Origin of the sequence: Erwinia sp. V90_4 (genome assembly GCF_029967685.1) — a bacterium.
GTDB classification, from domain to species: domain Bacteria; phylum Pseudomonadota; class Gammaproteobacteria; order Enterobacterales; family Enterobacteriaceae; genus Erwinia; species Erwinia aphidicola.
This window is the reverse complement of record NZ_JASCAQ010000052.1, coordinates 1-20,939: the sequence shown is the minus strand read 5'-3', so window position 1 is coordinate 20,939 and position 20,939 is coordinate 1. Positions and strand designations below refer to the sequence as shown.

Here is a 20,939-nt window from a genome sequence, read left to right as displayed (position 1 = left end):
GTGCGCGGTCACGGGCCGGTCACAAAAGCGATCGGCCCCGGCGATATTCAACTTCTTCGCTTACCCGGTTAAACAGCAGGTTCAATGTGACCGATACCAGGCATGCGGCGCTGATGCCTGAATGGAAAAGGGTACGTACCCAGCCGGGGAACTGGTCGTAGAACGACGGCATCACAATCGGGATCATGCCAAAGGCAATCGATGTGGCAACAATTACCAGGTTCATATTGTCCTTGTAGTCCACCTTCGCCAGCGTACGAATCCCGCTGGCCGCCACGGTACCAAACAGCACCACGCCGGCCCCACCCAGCACCGGCAGCGGTATCGCCGCCACCACCCTACCCAGCAGCGGAAAGAAGCCGAGCAGCACCAGGATCACCCCGCCCGCCGCAACGACAAAGCGACTTTTCACCCCGGTCATTGCCACCAGCCCGATATTTTGCGCAAAGGCACTCTGCGGGAAGGAGTTGAACAGCGGTGCCAGCGCGCTGGTCAGCATATCGGCACGCAGGCCGCGAGCGATGCGCTTACCGTCCACATCCGTGCCGACAATCTCGCCGATGGCGATCAGCCCAGCCGTGGTTTCCGTGAGCAGCACCAGCACAATCAGCGTCATCGAAACTATCGCCGCCAGGTCAAACACCGGCATGCCGAAGCTGAGTATTCCCGGCAGCGCCAGCCAGTCGCCCTGCGCCACCCGACTGAAATCGGCCTGCCCGGTAAACAGCGCAATGCCGGTGCCTGCCGCCATTGCCAGCAGTACCGCCAGCCGTTTAACCGCCGCATTGCCGACGCGGTTAAGCAGCAGCACCATGACCAGCGTCACCGCCGCCAGCCCGATATTACTGGTCGACCCCCAGCCTGCGCTCTGCGGATTTCCGCCCATCGCCCAGCGCGCTGCCACCGGCATCAGCGACAGGCCGATCGCCGTAATGACGGTCCCGGTCACCACCGGGGGGAAGAAGCGGATGATGTGAGCAAACAGTGGGGCGATTAGCAGGCCGATCAGCGAGGAGGCGATCACCGCGCCAAACACCACCGGCAGCCCACCGCCACCGGTCACCAGCGTCACCATCGTCGCCACACCGGCAAAGGAGACCCCCTGCACCAGCGGCAGGCGCGAACCGAAGCCCGGCACGCCCAGCGCCTGGAGCAGGGTGGCGCAGCCGCTAACGAACAGTGCAGCCGTCACCAGCACGCCCAGCTGTGCGGCGTTCAGCCCGGCAGCGGCGCCGATAATCAGCGGCGGCGCAATAATGCCGCCGTACATGGTGAGGACATGTTGTAAACCCCAGGCAAAAGCCTTGCCTGCCGGATAACGCGTATCTTCTGGCCTGACGCTCATAATAGTGCCTTTTGTATTTGCTGTAAGACGGGTCAGGCATGCCTGCCCCCTACGAAAAACACGTCCTGACAGACGTCGTAGGGGCGATGACTTGCCTGCCCCCTACGAAAAACACGTCCTGACAGACGTTGTAGGGGCGATGGCTTGCCTGCCCCCTACGAAAACACGTCCTGACAGACGTCGTAGGGGCGATGGCTTGCCTCGCCCGGGATTTAACTACCGCGGTAGGTGGACCACGACCACGGGGTGATCACAAAGGGTAAGTGGTAATGGCTGCCGGTGGCGGCAATCACGAAATTGATCTGCGCATTGACGTACAGGGTTTCACGCCCGCCGGCGGCAAAATAGTCTCCAATCTCTGCCGTCAGGCGGTAGTGGCCCGGCGCCAGCGGCTGCGGAGTCAGGTCGCTGAGGCGGCCATCATCATTGGTGACGCCACTGGCCAGCGGCTGCCAGCCTTCGCTGCCCTGCTGTTCAAGGGCGATGGTCACCCCTGCCGCCGGTTTGCCCAGCGCGGTATCCAGGATATGTGTGGTAATGGTGCTCACTGAAACGCCTCCTGCAGTCGTAAAAGGGTGATTTCACTCAGCTGGGCAAGGGCTTCGCGCTCCTCCTGCTCTGCATGGTTGTTCAGGCGGCGCTGCAGCTCGGCGAGGATCTGCTCACCGCTGCGCCCTTTGGCACGGATCAGGAACACCCGGCCAAAGCGCTGTTCATAGGTCGCATTCCCCGCGCGTAACGCCTCTGCCAGCCGGGCATCCGCGCTGTTGACCTGGCTCTGTTCGCTGCCGGACATCGCGGCTTCTTTCCCGCCGCCTGCCGCACGCTCGCCGATGCGCGGGTGCGCTGAGAGCGCCTGATTGAGTGCGGCGCCATCCCACTCCTGCGCCAGCAGCTCGCCCCCGGCCAGCAGCTCATTAAGCGACGAGTACGGCCGCCCATTCACCAGCGCGGCGGACCAGTCTGGCAGCGCCACGCAGTGTGCAATACTGTGCCGGGCAGCGGCGGCGCTGGCCTGGTTGAACTCTGTTAACTTCATCATTCGCCTCCGTTATGGCGGTCGCGGCACGCCTCGACCCTACGCTGACTGGCTACAGGCCAGCGCATTCACCGCCTGTACATAGGCCTGCACCGCCTGCGCCACATCTTGCGTGGTCACCGACTCTGCCGGATGATGACTGATGCCACGGTCGCAGCGCACAAACAGCATGCCCACCGGCCAGCGCTCGGCGATGGCGATGGCATCATGACCTGCACCGCTCGGCAGTGACAGGCTGCGCCCTTGCACGCTGTTGACCGCCTGGGTTAACGCGGCCTGCAAAGCATCATCACAGCGCGTTGCCGGGATCTGGTAATACTCTTCGGCGCTGAAGCTCAGGCCACGGCGCAGGGCAATGGCTTCACCCTGGGTAAGCAGCTCGGAGAGCAGCTCACTCAGCGCCTGGTCTTCCGGGCCGCGCACATCAAGCGTCAGCGCCACCTCACCGGGAATGACGTTCACCGCCCCCGGATGGCACTGCAGTGTGCCGACCGTCGCCACCAGCTGCGGGTTGTGCTGCGGCGGGCACTGTTCGATAAACACCATCCATTCGGCGGCAGCGGCCAGCGCATCTTTGCGATGGCTCATCGGCACCGTCCCGGCGTGCCCGGCTTCGCCGGTAAAGCGGCAGTTAAGGCGGCGTGCGCCGTTAATCGCCGTCACCACCCCCAGCGCCAGCTGCTCTTGCTCAAGACATGGCCCCTGCTCGATATGCAGTTCGAGATAGGCGACGAAATCTTCCGCGTCGCGCGCGGCCTGCCAGATGCGATCGGGATTGAGGCCGATATCGCGCATCGCCTGGCCGACGGTAATGCTGTTACCGTCCGGATGCGTAACCCAGCTTTCCGGCCAGGTCCCGGTCAGGCCACGGCTGCCGAGCAGGGTGATGCCGAAGCGCGTGCCCTCTTCGTCGGCGAAGCCGATAATCTCAATGGCTAACGGCAGGCGCTCACCGCGATCGTGCAGATACTGCACGGTCTCAATCGCCGTCAGCACGCCGAGCATGCCGTCGTAACGCCCGGCATTGCGCACGGTATCCAGGTGTGAGCCAAGCAGCAGCGCTTTGGCACCCGTCTCCTGCCCTTCATAGCGGCCGCAGATATTGCCGACGCTGTCCTGCCACACCTGCATGCCCGCTGCCTTCATCCACTTGCCGACCAGCGCGTTGGCGCGCAGATGCTCCGGCGACAGATAGACGCGGGTGAGGTATTCCGGGGTTTCACTGATTTCAGCCAGCGCATCGCAGCGGGACATAACGCGCTCGGCGGCAATCGCTGCCGCCGGGGCATTCATCAGGCAGGCGTTCATTAGCGGCTCCCGTTGTAGTGATCCCAGGCGGCCTGCATTGCAGCGCCCTGGGGAGTACGGAAACCAAGGTGGGTCAGCACCGACTCCAGCGCGCTCAGGGTCTGCATCACGCAGTCTTTACGAGCGTTGTAGCCCATGGTGCCGATGCGCCACACTTTGCCAATCAGCGGGCCAAATGAGGTGCCGATCTCAATACCGAAATCTTCCAGCATCAGCTTGCGCACCTGGTCGCCGTTGACGCCCTGCGGGATCATCACGCCGAGCACGTTATTCATCTTGTGCTGCAGGTTGCCGAAGGTCTCCAGCCCCATGCCCTGAATACCTTTTAACAGCGCGTCGCCGTGCAGCTTGTGGCGGGCGATGCCGTTATCCAGCCCCTCTTCGAGGATCAGGCGGGCGCACTCGCGCGCGCCAAACAGCGCAGAAGTGGCTTCGGTGTGATGGTTCAGGCGCTCCGGCCCCCAGTAATCCATGATCATGCCGAGATCGAAATAGTTGGAGTAGATCATTTCGTCAACGCCGTCCTGATGGGCGTCGGTGCGGATCCCCTCTTCCACGCATTTGCGCTTGCGGATCGCTTCTTCCATCGCCGGGCTAAGGGTAATGGGCGAGGTGCCGGACGGCCCGCAAAGGCATTTCTGCATCCCGGCAGAGACGGCATCCAGCCCCCAGGCATCGGTTTCCAGCGCGTTACCGGCCAGCGAAGCGGTGGCATCGGTGTAGAACAGCACGCCATATTTTTTACAGATGGCGCCCAGCTCTTCCAGCGGCTGCAGCATAGTGGTGGAGGTATCGCCCTGCACCGTCAGCAGCAGGCGCGGCTGCACTTTTTTAATCGCATCTTCAATCTGATCCGGGGTGAACACTTCGCCCCACGGTACTTCAATGGTGTGCACTTCCGCACGGCAGCGGCGGGCGATTTCACACAGCAGGTGGCCAAAGCGGCCAAATACCGGCACCAGCACCTTATCGCCAGGGCGGATCGCCGACAGCAGGATCGCTTCAATCCCGGCGCGTGAGGTGCCGTCGATCAGCATCGTCCAACGGTTTTCGCTGCGGAACACGCCACGGTACAGCGCCATCACTTCGTTCATATACTGCGTCATCGCCGGATCGTACTGGCCCAGCAGCTGGCTGGACATGGCGCGCAGCACGCGCGGGTCGGCGTTAATCGGTCCCGGCCCCATCAGCAGGCGCTGCGGCGGGTTGATCTGGGTAAATTTAGATAAATCCATCTGTTCCATCCTTCTGTTCATCCGCGTTGCACTTAACTCAGGCCACGCACCGAGGAGATAAATTGTTTAAGTTCTGTCGTTTGCGGGTTGGAGAACACCGTTTTGCTGTCGCCCTGCTCCCAGACGCGCCCCTGGTGCATAAACACCACGCGGTCACCCACTTCACGGGCAAAGTTCATTTCGTGCGTTACCAGAATCAGCGTCATGCCCTCTTGTGCCAGCTGCTCCAGCACTTTCAGCACCTCACCCACCAGCTCCGGGTCGAGCGCCGAGGTGATTTCATCACATAACAGCACTTTCGGCGACATCGCCAGCGCGCGGGCAATCGCCACGCGCTGCTGCTGGCCGCCGGAAAGGTTGGCCGGGTAGTAATCGACACGGTCAGCGAGGCCGACTTTTTCCAGCATCTGGGTAGCCAGCAGGCGGCACTCGGCTTCGCTTTTTTTCAGTACCCGGCGCGGCGCCAGCATCACGTTTTCCAGCGCGGTCATATGCGGGAACAGATTGAAGTTCTGGAACACCATGCCGATCGAGCGGCTGATGTCACGCGCCTGGGAATCGCGGTCGGTGATGGTCATGCCGCCGAGTTTGATGCTGCCTTCCTGATAGCCTTCCAGACCGTTGACGCAGCGCAGCAGGGTACTTTTCCCCGAGCCGCTGCGGCCGATAATCGAGATCACTTCACCCATTTCGATGTCGAGATCCACGCCTTTCAGTACGTGGTTGTCGCCATAATATTTTTGCACCTGATTAATGGTGATGAGCGGCATTGAATTTCTTCTCCAGATACTGGCTGTAGCGCGACAGCGGATAACACATCAGGAAGTAGCCCAGCGCTACCAGCCCGAAGACTTTAAACGGTTGATAGGTGACGTTATTCAGAATGGTGCCCGCCTTGGTCAGTTCGATAAAGCCGATTATCGAAGCCAGCGCGGTGCCTTTCACCACCTGCACGGCAAAGCCCACGGTCGGGGCCAGCCCGATGCGCAGCGCCTGCGGCAGCACCACGCGCAGCAGCGTCTGGCCGAAGCTTAACCCCAGGCAGCGGCTGGCTTCCCACTGCCCCTTTGGCAGCGCTTTGATGCTGCCGTGCCAGATATCCACCAAAAAGGCGCTGGTGTAAAAGGTCAGGGCCAGCGAGGCGGCGGTCCACGGCGACACATCGATGCCGAACAGCGCCACGCCGAAAAAGGCGAGGAACAGCTGCATCAGCAGCGGCGTGCCCTGGAACAGCTCAATATAGCCACGGATGAAACGGTTAGGCCAGACGCGCCCGCCGAGGCGCACCAGCACCAGCGGCAGCGCCACCAGCGTGCCGCCGAAAAAGGCGGTTAATGACAGCGCGATAGTCCAGCGCGCCGCCAGCAGCAGGTTGCGCAGAATGTCCCAGTCGGTAAAGGTGTTCATTTATGGCTGCTCCCCAAACCATTTCCGTCCCGCTGCCAGCAGCAGCTGACGCATGGCAATCGACAGCGCCAGATACATCAGCGTGGTCACCAGGTAGACTTCAAAACTCAAAAAGGTGCGCGACTGGATCAGGTTGGCGGCAAAGGTCAGCTCTTCATAAGAGACCTGCGACACCACCGACGAACCGAGCATCACGATAATGCACTGGCTGACCAGCGCCGGATAAATGCGTTTCAACGACGGCGGCAGCACGATGCGGATAAAGGTCTGCGTGCGGCTCAGGCCGAGCACGCGCCCCGCTTCCCACTGCCCTTTCGGCGTCACCTGAATACCGGCGCGGATAATTTCCGTGCTGTAAGCGCCAAGGTTAATCAGCATCGCCAGCAGTGCGGCTTCGCCCGCCGTCAGTTTCAGGCCGAGATTGGGCAAGCCAAACACAATAAAAAACAGCTGCACCACAAACGGCGTGTTGCGGATCAGCTCGACGTAGACACCCCAAATGCGGCTGAGCACCGTCGGTTTGCCGCTGCGCAGCGCAGCGCCAAAGATCCCCAGCGCCACGCCGCCTACCGTTGCCATTACCGTAAGCTGGATAGTCACCCACAGGCCGGAAATCAGTTCCGGCCAGTAGGGCCACAGTGCAGGAAAATTCAGTTGCCCCATCATCAGTCTGCCCTTACGCGCCGAGGTCAGCCGGCAGCGGTGCTTTCAACCACTGTTCAGAGAGGCCGCTCAGAGTTTTGTCCTGAATTGCCTGCTCGATCAGCGCATCAACTTTGGCCTTCAGGGCCGGTTCTTCTTTCTTCATGCCAATAAAGCACGGTGAGTCTTTCAGCATAAATTTTGCCACCGGCGCTTTGTCGGCGTTCTGGCGGGAAATCGCGGCCACCACCAGGTTACCGGTCGCCACGTACTGCACCTGCCCTGACAGATAAGCGGAGAGCGTGGTGTTGTTATCTTCATAACGCTTCACCTCGGCGTCTTTCGGCGCAATACCGGTCAGCACCATATCTTCCACCGCGCCACGCGTCACACCGATGGATTTGCCGCTCAGCTCGGCGGCATCTTTCAACGTGCCATCTTTCGGGCCAAATACGCCCAGGAAGAACGGCGCATAGGCGCGGCTGAAGTCGATCACTTTCTCGCGCTCCGGGTTTTTACCAAGGCTGGAGATGACCAAATCCACCTTATTCGTTTGCAGATAGGGAACGCGGTTAGCGCTGGTGACCGGCACCAGCTGCAACTTAAGTTTCATCTGCTTCGCCAGATACTTCGCCATATCAATGTCGTAGCCCTGCGGCTGTAAATCGGTACCGACCGAACCAAACGGTGGGAAGTCCTGCGGCACGGCGATACGAATAACGCCACGCTTTTCAATATCCTGCAGCTGGTCGGCATGCGCCACGGTGGTCTGAGTGAACAGCACGGCGCCAGCCAGTAATGCGAGTAAACCTTTTTTCATCTTCACTTCCCCGGTTAATACATCATGAAACGAAAGATTCTTAAAGAATTTATTTGCAACTAATGTGCCAGCGCGCAGCACACTGCATAAATTTTTGGTCTTAAGCGATAAGCGGGAAGGAAAAAGCGTTTATTAGCCTGCAATTAGCCAACAAAAACACGGAAGACACGGCGGATTAACAGGTGGGCAGAGGCAGGAGTTGGGGAATAAAATGGGGCGCAATGGCGCGCCCCAAAATCATGCAAAGCACCAAAACAGTGCCCCATTAGCGCTGTTCCAGTTCATCCAGCTGGCTGTAAAGGTCGGCGATCTGATGAATGCGCTGGCGGCCATCGCTTAACAGTTCATGCAGCACCGCATTCGCCAGCAGGTTGATCAGGCTGTTGGCCGCGGCGTAGCTGTCAAACGCCGAAACGCTGTCGAGCGGGGCGCAGAGCTGCCAGCGCGCCAGAGCAATGACGCCCTGCGCCTGCGGCTCGCACAGCGCCAGCGTTGGGATGCCGCTCTGCTGCAGCTGCTGCAGCAGCGGGCGGATGATGCGCGGACGGCGGCGGAAAGCCATCACCACCACCAGATCGTCGGGCGTGAGATCCACCAGCTCCTCGGCAAGCGTCTGGCCCGGCTGCGGCAGTAAGTGCACCTGGGCGCGGGCCTGAAGCAGCTGCTGTCGCAGGTGCAACGCCACCGGATACGCGTTACGTAAGCCAATGATAAAAATGCGTTTACTGTTGGACAACGCCTGCACCACCTCTCCCAACTGCCCGGTATCGATAGCGTTAACCCACTGGGTGAGGTTGGCCATCTCCTGCTTGTAGTGGCGCGCCAGCAGCGTGTTGCCCTGCACTGCATCGCGGTTGTCGGTCAGCGGCATCCCACTCTGGCGCAGGGTACGCAGCTCGTCGCGCATATCCTTATATTTTTCATAGCCCAGGCGCTTAAACAGGCGGCTGACCGTAGCCTTCGAGACCCCACTCAGGCGCGCCAGCTCCGCGCTGTTATAGCTGATCAGATCGTCGAAATGGTCAAAGGCAAAATCGGCGATACGCTGTTCCTGCGGCGACAGCTGTGCGTAATGGCTGCGCAGGCGTTCATCAAGCTGCTTCATGGCTTCTGCCCTGTAACTTTTGTTTCACGGTCTGGATGATATACAAATAACGTGCCCGTCTGTAGCGCGGCGCACTAAACAATTTTTGTTAAAACCGGTGCTGACCGACAGTTTTTCAATTCCCTGCGTCCATCATCCGGCAAACTGGAACGGCTATTGCTTATATTAAGCTATCAGCAATCTGGACGACGAGAATGGAATGAATCAAAGCAATATCGCGCCGCTGGGTATGGCGGTCACACCTCACCACCTGGCATCAGAAAGCGCACTGGGTGTATTACGCGAAGGCGGCAATGCCATTGAAGCGATGGTTGCTGCGGCTGCCACTATCGCCGTGGTCTACCCGCATATGAACGGTTTGGGCGGTGATGGTTTTTGGTTGATCCTGCCGCCAAACGGCGAGCCGATCGCCATTGACGCCAGCGGTGCCGCCGGTTCGCTGGCCTCAATCGATTTCTACCAGGGTCACGCCACCATCCCGCATCGCGGTCCTGAATCGGCACTTACCGTAGCGGGAACCGTCAGCGGCTGGGAGGAAGCGCTGGCGGTATCCAAAGAGCTGGGCGGCCAGCAGCGCCCGCTGCCGCGCCTGCTGGCCGATGCCATCCGCTATGCTGCTGACGGAATTCCAGTGACGGAATCCCAGGCGGCGGCCACCGCCAGTAAACATGCCGAGCTGGCTAATCAGCCCGGCTTTGCCGCGACCTTTCTGCCCGATGGCGAAGTGCCCCGCCCCGGTAGCCGCTTTACCCAGCCCGAACTGGCGGCGACCTTAATCCACTTGGCAGAAGCCGGGCTGGAGAGCTTCTATCGCGGTCCGCTGGCGCGCGAGATTGCCAGCGAGATGTCACGCCTTGGCATGCCGGTAACGCTGGAAGATCTCAACCGCCAGCAGGCAAAACGCCGCAGGCCGCTGCGCATCCGCCATCAGTACGGCGACGTATTCAATATGCCGCCGCCCACTCAGGGCCTGGTTTCGCTGGCGATCCTCGGCATTACCGACCATCTGGCAATGGCAGATGCTGACGAAGCGCAAACCATTCACCGCATTGTTGAAGCCACCAAGCTGGCCTTTGGCCTGCGCGACCAGCACATCACCGACCCGCTGCATATGCGGGAAGAGATGCAGGCGCTGCTCGACAGCGATCGATTGCAGCAGCTGGCTGCATGCGTCGATGTGGATCGCGCCGCGCCGTGGGGCACCGGTAAAGGCCCGGGCGACACGGTGTGGATGGGGGTGATGGACAGCAGCGGGCTGGCGGTGAGCTTTATTCAGAGCATCTACCATGAATTCGGTAGCGGCGTGGTGATCCCGGGTACCGGCATCACCTGGCAGAACCGCGGTGCCTCTTTCAGCCTCGATCCTGAGCATCTGCTGGCGCTGGTACCGGGCAAACAGCCTTTCCATACCCTGAATCCGGCGGCGGCGCGCCTGACGGATGGCCGCACCATGGTCTATGGCTCGATGGGCGGGGACGGCCAGCCGCAAACCCAGGCGGCGATTTTTACCCGCCATGTAATTCAGGGGATGGCGCTGCAACAGGCTATCGGTGCTCCGCGCTGGCTGCTGGGCCGGACCTGGGGCCAGGCATCGGATTCGTTAAAGCTGGAGGGGCGCTTCAGCGCAGAGACCGTTGCCACGCTGCGCGAGCTGGGGCATGAGGTGGAGATGTTAGCGGATTTCAGCGAGGCCGTCGGCCATGCCGGAGCGATTGTGCGCCACATCAACGGCATGCTGGAAGGCGCCTTCGACCCACGCAGCAACGGCAGCGCGGCCGGGTTTTAACCGAGTTGAAAATTTAAAGAGACAGGGGAGAGATCATGAAACAAGACACACCCGACTGGGCAGCCTACGTGGCACAGATGGAGCAGGTGCTGGCGCTGGAGCTGGACGAGACTCGCCGCGCCGAACTGCTGACTCAGTTTAGCCGCATTGCCGCGATGGCGGCGCCGCTGATGGCGTTCCCGCTCGACGATCGCCTTGAAGTGGCGGGGGTATATAAAGCATGAATCTGGCGTCCTTATCGATTGCAGAACTGAAACGCGCGCTGGCGGCGGGTGAGCTGAGCGCGCGCGATATCGCCAGCCAGACGCTGGCAAATATTGAGCGCCATAATCCCGCGCTGAACGCCTGGACCCACGTCACTCAGGAGCGCATGTTACAGGAGGCTGACCGCCTCGATCGCCTGAAGCGTGAAGGCCAGCCGCTGCCCGCGCTGGCTGCCGTACCCTATGCCGTGAAAAATCTGTTCGACGTGGCCGGTCACAGCACCCTGGCGGGAGCCAGCCTGTTCAGCAACCGCACGGCGGCGCGTCAGGATGCCTGGGCGGTCCACAAGCTGGCGGCCAGCGGTGGCCTGCTTTCCGGTATGCTCAATATGGATGCTTACGCCTATGGTTTTACCACCGAAAACAGCCACTACGGGGCAACCCATAACCCGCACGATCTGACGCGCATTGCCGGAGGCTCTTCCGGCGGTTCTGCCGCCGCCGTCGCTGCCGGAGTGGTCCACTTCTCTCTCGGCACCGATACCAATGGGTCGATTCGCGTGCCCGCTTCGCTGTGCGGCATCTTCGGCCTGAAACCGACCTTTGGCCGCCTGTCGCGCAGCGGCAGCCATCCTTTTGTTGCCAGCCTCGACCATATCGGCCCCTTTGCGCGCCGCGTCAGCGACCTGACGCAGGTCTACGATGCGCTTCAGGGGCGTGATGCGCAGGACAGTTTCCAGGCGGAGAAAGCCATGCAGCCAGTCGCCCTCCTGCTGGAGCGCGGGATGGAAGGCTTGCGCTGCGGCGTGCTGGGCGGCTATTTCCAGCAGTGGTGTGACGACGATGCACGGCTGGCGGTGGCTCAGGCGGCGAAAGCGCTCAACGTCAATGATGAGATAGTGCTGCCGGAAGCCGAACTGGCGCGCGCGGCGGCTTTTATTATTACGGCGTCCGAGGGCGGCAATCACTACCTGCCCGCACTGCGCCATTCGCCAGAGCGCTTCGAGCCGCTGTCGCGCGAGCGCCTGCTGGCCGGGGCGATGATCCCCTCCGCATGGTATGTGCAGGCCCAGCGCTTCCGCCGTCATTTTCAGCAGCAGGTGCTGGCACGCTTTGCCGAGGTCGATGTGCTGATCGCCCCGGCCACGCCGACCAGCGCTACGCTGATTGGTCAGGAAACCATGCGCATTAACGGCAGCGATCTGCCGGTGCGCGCCAGCATGGGGATGCTGACGCAGCCGATCTCATTCCTGGGCCTGCCCGTCACCACCGTACCACTGCGCACTTCCTCGGGGCTGCCAATCGGATTACAGTTGATCGCAGCCCCCTTTAAAGAGGAAGCCTGCCTGCGAGCTGCACGCGTGCTTGAGCAGATGGGCATTGCGCAGGCCGCGCCTGCCAGCATGGAGTCATAACATGAAAAGTGAATATATCGATCGCCCGGGCATTCTTGCCGAGGTCACCGCCGCGTTTTACCGCTATGAAGAGGCGTTAATCAGCAACAATGTTGCGGTACTGGATGAGCTGTTCTGGCATGACGAGCGTACGGTGCGCCTGGGGGCCGGGGAGAATCTGTACGGTATTGATGCCATCAGAGAGTTCCGCGCATCACGCCCGTCTGTCGGCTTAGACCGCCAGCTACAGAACACCGTAATAACCAGCTACGGCGAGGACTTTGCGGTCTGCAGCACCGAGTTTACCCGTGAAGGCAGCGAACGAATAGGTCGCCAGCAGCAGACCTGGGTCAGGTTACCCTGCGGCTGGCGGATTGTTGCAGCCCAGGTCAGCCTGATGAGCTAAATTGCGTTTTTCAGGGGCCGCTCACGGCCCCTTCCGATCCGTACTTTACACGGTGGCAACGTCCCCCTGCTGATGATAAAACTCCCTTTCCAACGATGTGAAAAGGAGAGACACATGACCACCACCCGCCCCAGCATCGCTGCCAGAGCAAAACCGCTTAATGAAGACTGGCATCGCGAAGAGATAAAATGCGCTATACGCCTTAAAGGCTACTCTATTGCCTCGCTGTCCCGTGCATACGGTATGGCGGGCGGCACGCTGGCGAATGCCCTGACGCGACCGTGGCCAAAAGGAGAGAAAATTATTGCGCTGACGCTGGGTATCAAGCCTGAAGTGATCTGGCCCACGCGTTATGAGATGCGCCGCAAGGCGAAGGTGAAAATGCAGAAAAGATATGATGGGGAAGCGTGATTTGCTCCCCCTTTTGAGAAGGCTATTGTTCAAATGGCATAATTGAATCACTGCTTTGGAAAATACTTTGCGGAATAAAATTATTAAAGCCGTGCTCAATGCAGTAATCAATCAGGCCTCGTTTATTACCAACACCAGATTTTTTATAAATACGACATAAGATATCCTCCACCGTACGGTTGGGAACGCCAATAGCGGCTTCGGTCATTTTCGGTGTAAATGACTGACAGGTGTAGAAGATGATCTCCCACTCTTTATCAGTGAATATTTCGGTGGGTGGAGTAAACATCAACGAAGTAGGGATTTTTATTTTCGCCAGGCGCGTAATGAAAACAGACTCAACCGGGCGACAGTGTGCAATGACGCCTAAGGGTGTGCCATCTTCATCCAGAATAGGGAATTTTTCACAGTACCAGGGCTGTAGATAGTTCAGTTGGTCGAAATTATGAACTTCTACAGAAGTTACGCGATCTTTAGCGATTTCTACTTTACGATCGTGGGCCTGAAACTGAGGTTCAAATTCGTGTATTGCCAATGGTAGCTCACGATCGAAAAGTCCCTCCATATTAAAACCTTTTGGTAAACCAATAAAATTTCTCATACGCACATTCGAATATACGAATTGAGAAAGATTATTTTTTACTATCCATGGCTCACTACTCCCCTCCCAAAACCTGATAAAAGGATTAATGATCTGTTGAATTTTTGAATCTTTCACTTTTTGGCACATAGTTTTATCCTTAATTTTGTAATTACCGCATCCCGCAATAACTATATGCTCAATATTTCGATAATTAAGAGCCGACAGCCAATATCCGCACTTTTTGAATTAGTAATTAAGCCAATTTATAAATTATGCGATCTAAACGGGCGAGGAGACACTCATGAATTCCCCATGAATTATTTCCATCGCTAAACGTCCGCAAACCGGTCTGAACTCAGCCAGAGCACGCCGGAACGGCAAAACACACTCCCTGCGGGCCTCGGCACGCGGCATCCCTGCCGCGTGACGTCCGGCTTACCTCAGGCCAGGCTCATCCGCCCTCTATCATCGTGTTCGCTGGGGGTTTTTAAACCGCGACGCTGGGGCTTTGGGTGCAAGGAGAGAGGACTGATTGCAGCAGGCTCACGGCCCCAAAAAGAGATGAAAGGCTTAATAATTCGCTCTATTGCCGAATTCTTTTCCTTGATATTCATATCAATTATCCTTTTTTTGGAATGCAGAGTTCAGAGGTTAGCGTTATTCAAACGGCATAATTGAACCGCTGCTTTGGAAAATACTTTGCGGAATAAAATTATTAAAGCCGTGCTCAATGCAGTAATCAATCAGGCCTCGTTTATTACCCACGCCAGATTTTTTATAGATACGACACAGAGTATCTTCTATCGTACGATTGGAAACACCAATCGCAGCTTCGATCATTTTTGGTGTAAACGACTGACAGGTGTAGAAAATAATCTCCCACTCTTTATCGGTAAATAGTTCGTCTGGAGGGGTAAACATTAGCGAGGTGGGAATCTTAATTTTAGCCAGTCGAGTGATGAATATCGATTCAACCGGGCGACAGTGGGCTATAATCCCTAACGGGGTACCATCTTCATCTAAAATAGGAAGCTTTTCGCAGTACCACGGTTGTAGATAATCTAAATCATCGAACTTATGCACTTCAATAGAAGTAACACGGTCTTTTTCATATTCAACTTTGCGATCGTGTGCCTGAAACTCTGGTTCAAACTCATGCATCGCTAAAGGAAGCTCGCCATCATAACGGCCCTCCATATCGAAACTTTCCGGCACGCCTATAAATTTACGCAAACGGATATTTGTATAAACAAATTGGGACTGATTATTTCTTACTATCCAAGGCTCTTTACTTCCCTCCCAAAAGCGAATAAGTGGAGCAATAATCTTATCGATTTTGGCATTAACTTCTTTCTGATTCATATAGTTCACCCTTCTATAAAAAATGAAAAACTGCATCCCGCAATAACTATATGCTCAATATCGCGATAATTAAGAGCCGACAGCAGATATCCGCACTTTTTGAATTAGTAATTCAGCCAATTTCTAAATAATGCGATCTAAAAGGGCGAGGAGACACTCACGAGTGCCCCCATGAATTATTTCCCTCGCTAAACGTCCGCAAACCGGTCTGAGCACGCCGGAACGGCAAAAGAGACTCCCTGCGCGCCTCGGCACGCGTCATCCCTGCCGCGTGACGTCCGGCTTACCTCAGGCCTAGCTCATCCCCCTGCTAACATTGTGCTCGCTGTGGGTTTTCAAATCGCGACGCTGAGGCTTTGGGTGCAAGGAGAGAGGACTGATTGCAGCAGGCTCACGGCCCCAAAAAGAGATGAAAGGCTTAATAATTCGCTCTATTGCCGAATCCTTTTCCTTGATATTCATATCAATTATCCTTTTTTTGGAATGCAGAGTTCAGAGGTTAGCGTTATTCAAACGGCATAATTGAACCGCTGCTTTGGAAAATACTTTGCGGAATAAAATTATTAAAGCCGTGCTCAATGCAGTAATCAATCAGGCCTCGTTTATTACCCACGCCAGATTTTTTATAGATACGACACAGAGTATCTTCTATCGTACGATTGGAAACACCAATCGCAGCTTCGATCATTTTTGGTGTAAACGACTGACAGGTGTAGAAAATAATCTCCCACTCTTTTTCGTTAAATATATCGTCTGGAGGGGTAAACATTAGCGAGGTGGGAATCTTAATTTTAGCCAGTCGAGTGATGAATATCGATTCAACCGGGCGACAGTGCACGATAACGCCTAAGGGTGTGCCATCCTCATCTAAAATCGGGAATTTTTCAGAGTACCAGGGTTGTAGATAATCTAGCTGGTCAAACTGATGCACTTCTACAGATGTTACGCGATCCTTGACACTTTCTACTTTACGATCGTGGGCCTGAAACTGAGGTTCAAATTCATGTATCGCTAAGGGCAGCTCACGATCATAAAGACCTTCCATGTTAAAGCCTTTTGGAAGACCGAGAAAACCTTGCAGTCGTTTATTACTGTAAACGAACTGCGACACATTATTTTTGACCATCCACGGCTCGTTACTACCCTCCCAAAAGCGAATGAGCGGAGTAATAATTTTATCGATTTTGGTATCAACTTCTTTCTGATTCATATAGTCCATCCTTCTATAAAAATGAAAACTGCATCCCGCAATAACTATATGCTCAATATCTCGATAATTAAGAGCCGGCAGCCAATATCCGCACTTTTTGAATTAGTAATTCAGCCAATTTATAAATTATGCGATCTAAACGGGCGAGGAGACACTCATGAATTCCCCATGAATTATTTCCCTCGCTAAACGTCCGCAGACCGGTCTGAGCTCAGCCTGAGCACGCCGGAACGGCAAAACACGCTCCCTGCGGGCCTCGGCACGCGGCATCCCTGCCGCGTGACGTCCGGCTTACCTCAGGCCATGCTCATCCCCCCTCTATCATCGTGTTCGCTGGGGGTTTTTAAACCGCGACGCTGGGGCTTTGGGTGCAGGGAGGGAGGGCTGATTGCAGCAGGCTCACGGCCAGGGATGGCCGTGCTGCCTCGCTACAGGGATGTATTCATGCCGGTGCGGAAAGCAGCCCTCCCTTCTGAAACCGGGCGCCTGTCATCCCGCGATAACCTTCAAATCCAATCTTTTGTGGGGGTGCCTCAGACCAGGAACTCGCCCGCAATCGATTAAATTTCCGGTGCCGGGTGTTTTGCCACCCAGTGCTCAGCAATCTGCTGACGGGTGCAGATCCACACTCTGTCGTGCTGCTGGATATGATCGAGGAAGCGCTGCAGGGCGCGGAAGCGGCCGGGGCGCCCCAGCAGGCGGCAGTGCATGCCAATCGACAACATCTTCGGCGCGCTGTCGCCCTCTTCATACAGCACGTCAAAGCTGTCGCGCAGGTAAGTATAAAACTGCTCGGCGGTATTAAAGCCCTGCGGCGTGGCGAAGCGCATATCGTTAGTCTCCAGCGTGTACGGGATCACCAGATGCGGCTTCACGGTGCCATCCTGGCAGGTGACCTGGGTCCAGAACGGCAGATCGTCACCGTAATAGTCACTGTCGTAGGTCAGCCCGCCCTGCTCAACCACCAGACGCCGCGTGTTCGGGCTATCGCGCCCGGTGTACCAGCCGGTCGGCGTTTTGCCGAACAGGTCGGTCAGGGTATCCAGCGCCTGCTGCATATGCTGACGTTCGGTTTTAGCATCCATGCTCTGATAGTGGATCCAGCGCCAGCCGTGGCTGACCACGTCATAATCGGCGGCTTTAATCGCTGCGACTATCTCCGGGTGGCGGGCCAGCGCCATTGCCACGCCAAACACCGTCAGCGGCAGACCGCGCTTCTGGAACTCGTTATGAATGCGCCAGAAACCGGCACGCGAACCGTACTCATACAGCGAGTCCATCGACATATGGCGCTCAGGATAGCTGGCTGCGCCAATAATATCGGACAGAAACTGCTCGGAACCGGCGTCACCGTGCAGAACGTTGTTTTCCGCGCCCTCTTCATAATTGAGGACGAACTGCACCGCGATCTTCGCCTTGCCAGGCCAGGCGGCATGGGGAGGATTCCCGGCGTAACCGCGCAGGTCACGCGGATAGTTTTTGTTAAAGCTGTATTCTTTCTTTTCCGGTACATCACTCATGGTTTGACTCCCTGGTCGCGGAAAGGTATTGCCTTAGTTTAGGCGCTCAAACTGGCCCGACAGATTTTTTCGTATCGGGTAATCAAGATCGCCGTGTTTGCTGGTGTTTAACCCTAGCGCCAGCAGCGACTCGACCATTTTGACCGCGGCTGTTACGCCGTCGATCACCGGGATCCCCAGCTCACGCGTCAGCGTCTGCGCCAGATCGGCCATGCCGCCGCAGCCCAGCACAATCGCCCCGCTGCCATCTTCGCGCTTCGCCTGTATACAGCGCTGGCGTACTTTCTCCTGGGCGATACCGCTACCATCTTCCAGCGACAGCACCGGCAGATCGATAGCGTGCAGCGCCGCGCAGTGATGCTCAAAACCGTACTGCTGCAGCAGATGACGGGCAATGACCAGCGTGCGCGGCAGCGTGGTGACAACCGAAAAGCGCGTCGCCACCAGCGTAGCCATATGCATCGCCGCCTCGGCAATGCCCACCACCGGCCCCTGCGCCAGCTCGCGCGCGGCCAGCAGCCCCGGATCGCCAAAACAGGCGATAACATGGCCGCTAACGCCCTGCTCACGACCGGCTTTCACCTGCTCCAGTACGCCAATCGCCGCAATGGCCTCATCAAAATGACCTTCGATAGAGGGCACGCCCTGCGTCGGGCAGACCGCGAGGATCTCGGTATTGGCGCCTGCAACCGCACGCGCAGCCGCGCCGATAGTTTCCGTCATCGCCTGGCTGGTGTTGGGGTTGATGACCTGGATGACCTGCTTGTTCATGATCGTGCTCCTGTGGCGGCGAAGAGCCGGGCAAAGTCCGGCAGCGTCTCGCCACTGCGTTCAAAGCGCAGACTGGCGACAATATGATCGAAATGTTGCCGTAGTGAGTCAGTCAGGCGGGTAAGGGATTTCTCGCGCAGCAGCTCGACCAGCCGATCGTGATCGTCACAGCGGCAGCCCTGTTGCCACGGTGCGCCCCAGGCAGCGACCACCAGCGAAGAGCGTTGGGTCAGGCGCGTCACCATTTCGGTCAGTACCTGATTGCCGGAGATAGCCTGAAGCTGAATATGGAAGGCGGCAGAGAGGCGGATGGCGGCGGCACCGTCATGATCCTCATGCGCCTGCTGCTCCTGGCGATTGAGCTTTTCCAGCGCTGCCAGATGCGGTGCCTGGCAGTGCGCCAGCACGGCAGGCAGATTGGCGCACTCAATCAGGCTGCGGGTGCGGAAGATATCCTGCGCCTCTTCCACCGTTGGCGTGGCAACCTGTGCACCACGTTTGGGCGTTAGCGTGATCATTTGCACTGCGGCGAGGCGTTGCAGCACTTTGCGGATGCCGGTCCGGCTAACGCCAAAGACTTCGGAGAGCGCCTCTTCAGGTAATTTGCTCCCCGGAGGTAACTGATGTTCAACGATGGCGGTCATCAGCGCCTGATAGATGGGTTCGTCCTTGTCACCCAGGTCGGAGGCCGTTTTCAGCCCGCTTTCACTCTTCATTCCTACTCCGGTCAACATCATTTCTGTCAGGAAGCGTACACATGAATCACAACTTTTGTATACACGAAATTACAATCTGGCCTGGATCCTGCAATGTCTCCTGCAACCCGGTTTATTGATAACTGTATTCAGAGGAGCAGGTTTCATGCCAAATAGTGAAGTGTCTTCCCAGGCAGCAGCTGCTGAAGCCAATGCCAACTACAGCCCAAGGCTGTGCAATGAGGATCTGGCGCCGACGCGTGACCAGAACTGGAGCTGGTACAACATCTTTTCTTTCTGGATGTCCGATGTACACAGCATGGGCGGTTATGTGGTGGCGGCCAGCTTCTTTACGCTCGGGCTCGCCAGCTGGCAGGTTCTGCTTTGCCTGCTGGCCGGTATCTGCATTGTGCAGCTGTGCGCCAACCTGGTGGCGAAACCGAGTCAGATGGCTGGCGTGCCTTATGCGGTGATCTGCCGCCAGGCGTTTGGCGTCTTTGGCGCTAATATCCCGGCGGTGATCCGCGGTCTGATCGCTTTTGCCTGGTACGGTATTCAGACCTACCTGGCGGCGAATGCGCTGATGCTTGTCTCCCTTAAGTTCTGGCCGGCGCTGAGCACCCTGACACAATCTTCGTGGCTGGGCCTGTCGCAGCTGGGCTGGATCTGCTTCGGGATTATGTGGTTCCTGCAGGCGATGGTGTTCTGGCATGGAATGAACGCCATCAAGCGCTTCATCGATATCGCCGGTCCGGCGGTGTACGTGGTGATGGTGGCGCTGGCGGGATGGATTGTATACAAAACGGGTTTCAGCGGTATCTCTCTGACGCTGGCGAGTAAATCGCTGACCGGCGGGGAGCAAGCCTGGCAGATGATCACCGCCACTGCGCTTGTGGTCTCTTACTTCTCCGGCCCGCTGCTTAATTTTGGTGACTTCTCGCGCTACGGTAAAAGCCTGGGCGAGATCCGCCGTGGCAACCGCTGGGGCCTGCCGTTCAACTTCCTGCTGTTTTCAATCGTTACCGTGGTGATTGTCTCCGGCACGCAGTCGCTGTTTGGCCGCATGATTACTGACCCGATTGAAACCGTCAGCATGGTGGGTAACGATCTGGCCGTGGCAATTGGGCTGCTGACGATGATCATCGCGACCATCGGTATTAATATTGTGGCGAACTTCGTTTCCCCGGCGTTCGACTTCTCTAACTGTTCTCCGCAGAAAATCAGCTTCCGCACCGGCGGCATGATTGCGGCAGTCGGATCGGTACTGCTGACGCCGTGGAATCTGTTCCAGTCACCGGAGCTGATCCACTATACGCTGGACGTGCTGGGTGCGTTTATCGGGCCGCTGTTCGGGATTCTGCTGGCGGATTTCTACCTGATTAAGCGCAGCCAGATTTCGGTTGATGACCTGTTTGATGATACGCCGAAGGGGATTTACTGGTACAAGGGTGGCTTTAACCCGAAAGCGATTGCTGCTCTGCTGCCGTCGGTGGCGATTGGGCTGGTGATTAGCTTTATCCCTTCGCTGCATGCCGTGGCGAACTTTAGCTGGTTTATCGGTGTGGCGCTGGGTGCCGGGAGCTATCGCTGGATTGCGCGCGGTGACCTGGCGGCGACCGTGGCGAAAGGCTATAACGCCAAAGTGGCGATGCAGAAAGAGTAGCGCAGCGTAGAAACGAAAAAGGCCGACTCTTACG

23 protein-coding genes are annotated in these 20,939 nt (G+C 57.5%); 6 read left to right on the top strand and 17 right to left on the bottom strand.

All coding sequences use genetic code 11. The annotated features are described in order from the left end of the window. Window positions 1-19: 19 nt before the first annotated feature. From QLG07_RS13290 to hpxU, 10 genes are all read right to left on the bottom strand, one after another. The gene (locus tag QLG07_RS13290; RefSeq protein ID WP_282469413.1) at window positions 20-1,345 is read right to left on the bottom strand and encodes a nucleobase:cation symporter-2 family protein; all 1,326 of its coding nucleotides are present in this window, start codon (window positions 1,343-1,345) and stop codon (window positions 20-22) included. A gap of 212 nt (window positions 1,346-1,557) precedes the next feature. After that, complete coding sequence (gene uraH / locus QLG07_RS13285) at window positions 1,558-1,893, bottom strand: hydroxyisourate hydrolase (RefSeq protein WP_282469412.1); 336 nt, start codon at window positions 1,891-1,893, stop codon at window positions 1,558-1,560. Further along, a complete protein-coding gene (gene uraD / locus QLG07_RS13280; protein WP_282469471.1) occupies window positions 1,890-2,384 on the bottom strand; it encodes a 2-oxo-4-hydroxy-4-carboxy-5-ureidoimidazoline decarboxylase in 495 nt (164 codons plus the stop codon). The genes uraH and uraD overlap by 4 nt, the downstream gene beginning before the upstream one ends. 39 nt (window positions 2,385-2,423) lie before the next feature. After that, a complete protein-coding gene (hpxK, locus tag QLG07_RS13275) occupies window positions 2,424-3,692 on the bottom strand; it encodes an allantoate amidohydrolase (RefSeq protein WP_133624360.1) in 1,269 nt (422 codons plus the stop codon). Beyond that, window positions 3,692-4,927 carry an alanine--glyoxylate aminotransferase family protein gene (locus QLG07_RS13270; RefSeq protein ID WP_187496855.1) on the bottom strand — a complete coding sequence of 412 codons (1,236 nt, stop codon included), beginning with the start codon at window positions 4,925-4,927 and terminating at the stop codon, window positions 3,692-3,694. The genes hpxK and QLG07_RS13270 overlap by 1 nt, the downstream gene beginning before the upstream one ends. Before the next feature lie 32 nt (window positions 4,928-4,959). After that, a complete protein-coding gene (locus QLG07_RS13265) occupies window positions 4,960-5,697 on the bottom strand; it encodes an amino acid ABC transporter ATP-binding protein (protein ID WP_048917060.1) in 738 nt (245 codons plus the stop codon). Then, the gene (locus QLG07_RS13260; protein WP_048917061.1) at window positions 5,678-6,334 is read right to left on the bottom strand and encodes an amino acid ABC transporter permease; all 657 of its coding nucleotides are present in this window, start codon (window positions 6,332-6,334) and stop codon (window positions 5,678-5,680) included. Before QLG07_RS13260 ends, QLG07_RS13265 begins: the two co-directional genes overlap by 20 nt. After that, window positions 6,335-7,000, bottom strand: coding sequence for an amino acid ABC transporter permease (locus QLG07_RS13255; protein WP_048917062.1), 666 nt, complete (start codon window positions 6,998-7,000; stop codon window positions 6,335-6,337). 10 nt (window positions 7,001-7,010) lie between these two features. Further along, window positions 7,011-7,796 carry a transporter substrate-binding domain-containing protein gene (locus QLG07_RS13250; protein WP_282469411.1) on the bottom strand — a complete coding sequence of 262 codons (786 nt, stop codon included), beginning with the start codon at window positions 7,794-7,796 and terminating at the stop codon, window positions 7,011-7,013. 265 nt (window positions 7,797-8,061) lie between these two features. Next, window positions 8,062-8,901, bottom strand: a complete 840-nt coding sequence (hpxU, locus tag QLG07_RS13245; protein WP_048917064.1) for a MurR/RpiR family transcriptional regulator HpxU — start codon at window positions 8,899-8,901, stop codon at window positions 8,062-8,064. A gap of 199 nt (window positions 8,902-9,100) precedes the next feature. Between hpxU and QLG07_RS13240 the strand changes: the two genes are divergently transcribed. The 5 genes from QLG07_RS13240 (at window position 9,101) to QLG07_RS13220 (ending at window position 13,101) form a co-directional block, all read left to right on the top strand. Beyond that, window positions 9,101-10,687, top strand: a complete 1,587-nt coding sequence (locus QLG07_RS13240) for a gamma-glutamyltransferase (RefSeq protein ID WP_187496856.1) — start codon at window positions 9,101-9,103, stop codon at window positions 10,685-10,687. A 35-nt stretch (window positions 10,688-10,722) separates the two neighbouring features. Next, entirely contained in the window at window positions 10,723-10,911 is a 189-nt protein-coding gene (hpxX, locus tag QLG07_RS13235; RefSeq protein ID WP_048917066.1) for an oxalurate catabolism protein HpxX, read from the top strand. Beyond that, window positions 10,908-12,305, top strand: coding sequence for an AtzE family amidohydrolase (locus QLG07_RS13230; RefSeq protein ID WP_187496857.1), 1,398 nt, complete (start codon window positions 10,908-10,910; stop codon window positions 12,303-12,305). The genes hpxX and QLG07_RS13230 overlap by 4 nt, the downstream gene beginning before the upstream one ends. 1 nt (window position 12,306) lies before the next feature. Continuing rightward, window positions 12,307-12,690, top strand: coding sequence for an oxalurate catabolism protein HpxZ (gene hpxZ / locus QLG07_RS13225; protein WP_282469410.1), 384 nt, complete (start codon window positions 12,307-12,309; stop codon window positions 12,688-12,690). Between the two features lie 114 nt (window positions 12,691-12,804). After that, the gene (locus QLG07_RS13220) at window positions 12,805-13,101 is read left to right on the top strand and encodes a helix-turn-helix transcriptional regulator (protein ID WP_187496858.1); all 297 of its coding nucleotides are present in this window, start codon (window positions 12,805-12,807) and stop codon (window positions 13,099-13,101) included. Between the two features lie 22 nt (window positions 13,102-13,123). On the opposite strand, the gene QLG07_RS13215 is transcribed toward QLG07_RS13220, so the two are convergent. The 7 genes from QLG07_RS13215 to QLG07_RS13185 all read right to left on the bottom strand — a co-directional run bounded on the left by QLG07_RS13215 (window position 13,124) and on the right by QLG07_RS13185 (window position 19,263). Continuing rightward, on the bottom strand, window positions 13,124-13,831 hold the full coding sequence (locus QLG07_RS13215; protein ID WP_282469409.1) for a PAS domain-containing protein: 708 nt from the start codon (window positions 13,829-13,831) through the stop codon (window positions 13,124-13,126). Window positions 13,832-14,124: 293 nt separating this feature from the next. Further along, complete coding sequence (locus tag QLG07_RS13210; RefSeq protein WP_282469408.1) at window positions 14,125-14,298, bottom strand: hypothetical protein; 174 nt, start codon at window positions 14,296-14,298, stop codon at window positions 14,125-14,127. Window positions 14,299-14,341: 43 nt separating this feature from the next. Continuing rightward, window positions 14,342-15,046: a PAS domain-containing protein gene (locus QLG07_RS13205; RefSeq protein WP_282469407.1), complete on the bottom strand. Its 705-nt coding sequence runs from the start codon at window positions 15,044-15,046 to the stop codon at window positions 14,342-14,344. Window positions 15,047-15,551: 505 nt separating this feature from the next. Beyond that, window positions 15,552-16,256 (bottom strand): PAS domain-containing protein, encoded by a 705-nt coding sequence (locus tag QLG07_RS13200; RefSeq protein ID WP_187496861.1) that lies wholly within the window; start codon window positions 16,254-16,256, stop codon window positions 15,552-15,554. 560 nt (window positions 16,257-16,816) lie between these two features. Further along, window positions 16,817-17,776, bottom strand: coding sequence for an allantoinase PuuE (gene puuE / locus QLG07_RS13195; protein ID WP_048917072.1), 960 nt, complete (start codon window positions 17,774-17,776; stop codon window positions 16,817-16,819). A gap of 33 nt (window positions 17,777-17,809) precedes the next feature. Then, a complete protein-coding gene (gene hpxA / locus QLG07_RS13190; protein WP_133624380.1) occupies window positions 17,810-18,547 on the bottom strand; it encodes an allantoin racemase in 738 nt (245 codons plus the stop codon). After that, a complete protein-coding gene (locus QLG07_RS13185) occupies window positions 18,544-19,263 on the bottom strand; it encodes a GntR family transcriptional regulator (RefSeq protein ID WP_099753623.1) in 720 nt (239 codons plus the stop codon). Before QLG07_RS13185 ends, hpxA begins: the two co-directional genes overlap by 4 nt. 145 nt (window positions 19,264-19,408) lie before the next feature. Between QLG07_RS13185 and QLG07_RS13180 the strand changes: the two genes are divergently transcribed. Beyond that, window positions 19,409-20,905, top strand: a complete 1,497-nt coding sequence (locus QLG07_RS13180; protein WP_187496864.1) for an NCS1 family nucleobase:cation symporter-1 — start codon at window positions 19,409-19,411, stop codon at window positions 20,903-20,905. Window positions 20,906-20,939: the final 34 nt, after the last annotated feature.

Bases quoted from the DNA above. Each gene is read 5' to 3' on its own strand.
- QLG07_RS13240 (WP_187496856.1), top strand. From the start codon at position 9,101: ATGAATCAAAGCAATATCGCGCCGCTGGGTATGGCGGTCACACCTCAC.
- hpxK (WP_133624360.1), bottom strand. From the start codon at position 3,692: ATGAACGCCTGCCTGATGAATGCCCCGGCGGCAGCGATTGCCGCCGAG.
- QLG07_RS13205 (WP_282469407.1), bottom strand. From the start codon at position 15,046: ATGAATCAGAAAGAAGTTAATGCCAAAATCGATAAGATTATTGCTCCA.
- hpxU (WP_048917064.1), bottom strand. From the start codon at position 8,901: ATGAAGCAGCTTGATGAACGCCTGCGCAGCCATTACGCACAGCTGTCG.
- QLG07_RS13220 (WP_187496858.1), top strand. From the start codon at position 12,805: ATGACCACCACCCGCCCCAGCATCGCTGCCAGAGCAAAACCGCTTAAT.
- uraD (WP_282469471.1), bottom strand. From the start codon at position 2,384: ATGAAGTTAACAGAGTTCAACCAGGCCAGCGCCGCCGCTGCCCGGCAC.
- hpxX (WP_048917066.1), top strand. From the start codon at position 10,723: ATGAAACAAGACACACCCGACTGGGCAGCCTACGTGGCACAGATGGAG.
- QLG07_RS13290 (WP_282469413.1), bottom strand. From the start codon at position 1,345: ATGAGCGTCAGGCCAGAAGATACGCGTTATCCGGCAGGCAAGGCTTTT.
- hpxA (WP_133624380.1), bottom strand. From the start codon at position 18,547: ATGAACAAGCAGGTCATCCAGGTCATCAACCCCAACACCAGCCAGGCG.
- QLG07_RS13215 (WP_282469409.1), bottom strand. From the start codon at position 13,831: ATGTGCCAAAAAGTGAAAGATTCAAAAATTCAACAGATCATTAATCCT.
- puuE (WP_048917072.1), bottom strand. From the start codon at position 17,776: ATGAGTGATGTACCGGAAAAGAAAGAATACAGCTTTAACAAAAACTAT.
- QLG07_RS13210 (WP_282469408.1), bottom strand. From the start codon at position 14,298: ATGAATATCAAGGAAAAGAATTCGGCAATAGAGCGAATTATTAAGCCT.
- QLG07_RS13260 (WP_048917061.1), bottom strand. From the start codon at position 6,334: ATGAACACCTTTACCGACTGGGACATTCTGCGCAACCTGCTGCTGGCG.
- QLG07_RS13230 (WP_187496857.1), top strand. From the start codon at position 10,908: ATGAATCTGGCGTCCTTATCGATTGCAGAACTGAAACGCGCGCTGGCG.
- QLG07_RS13250 (WP_282469411.1), bottom strand. From the start codon at position 7,796: ATGAAAAAAGGTTTACTCGCATTACTGGCTGGCGCCGTGCTGTTCACT.
- QLG07_RS13185 (WP_099753623.1), bottom strand. From the start codon at position 19,263: ATGAAGAGTGAAAGCGGGCTGAAAACGGCCTCCGACCTGGGTGACAAG.
- QLG07_RS13200 (WP_187496861.1), bottom strand. From the start codon at position 16,256: ATGAATCAGAAAGAAGTTGATACCAAAATCGATAAAATTATTACTCCG.
- QLG07_RS13255 (WP_048917062.1), bottom strand. From the start codon at position 7,000: ATGATGGGGCAACTGAATTTTCCTGCACTGTGGCCCTACTGGCCGGAA.
- QLG07_RS13180 (WP_187496864.1), top strand. From the start codon at position 19,409: ATGCCAAATAGTGAAGTGTCTTCCCAGGCAGCAGCTGCTGAAGCCAAT.
- hpxZ (WP_282469410.1), top strand. From the start codon at position 12,307: ATGAAAAGTGAATATATCGATCGCCCGGGCATTCTTGCCGAGGTCACC.
- QLG07_RS13265 (WP_048917060.1), bottom strand. From the start codon at position 5,697: ATGCCGCTCATCACCATTAATCAGGTGCAAAAATATTATGGCGACAAC.
- QLG07_RS13270 (WP_187496855.1), bottom strand. From the start codon at position 4,927: ATGGATTTATCTAAATTTACCCAGATCAACCCGCCGCAGCGCCTGCTG.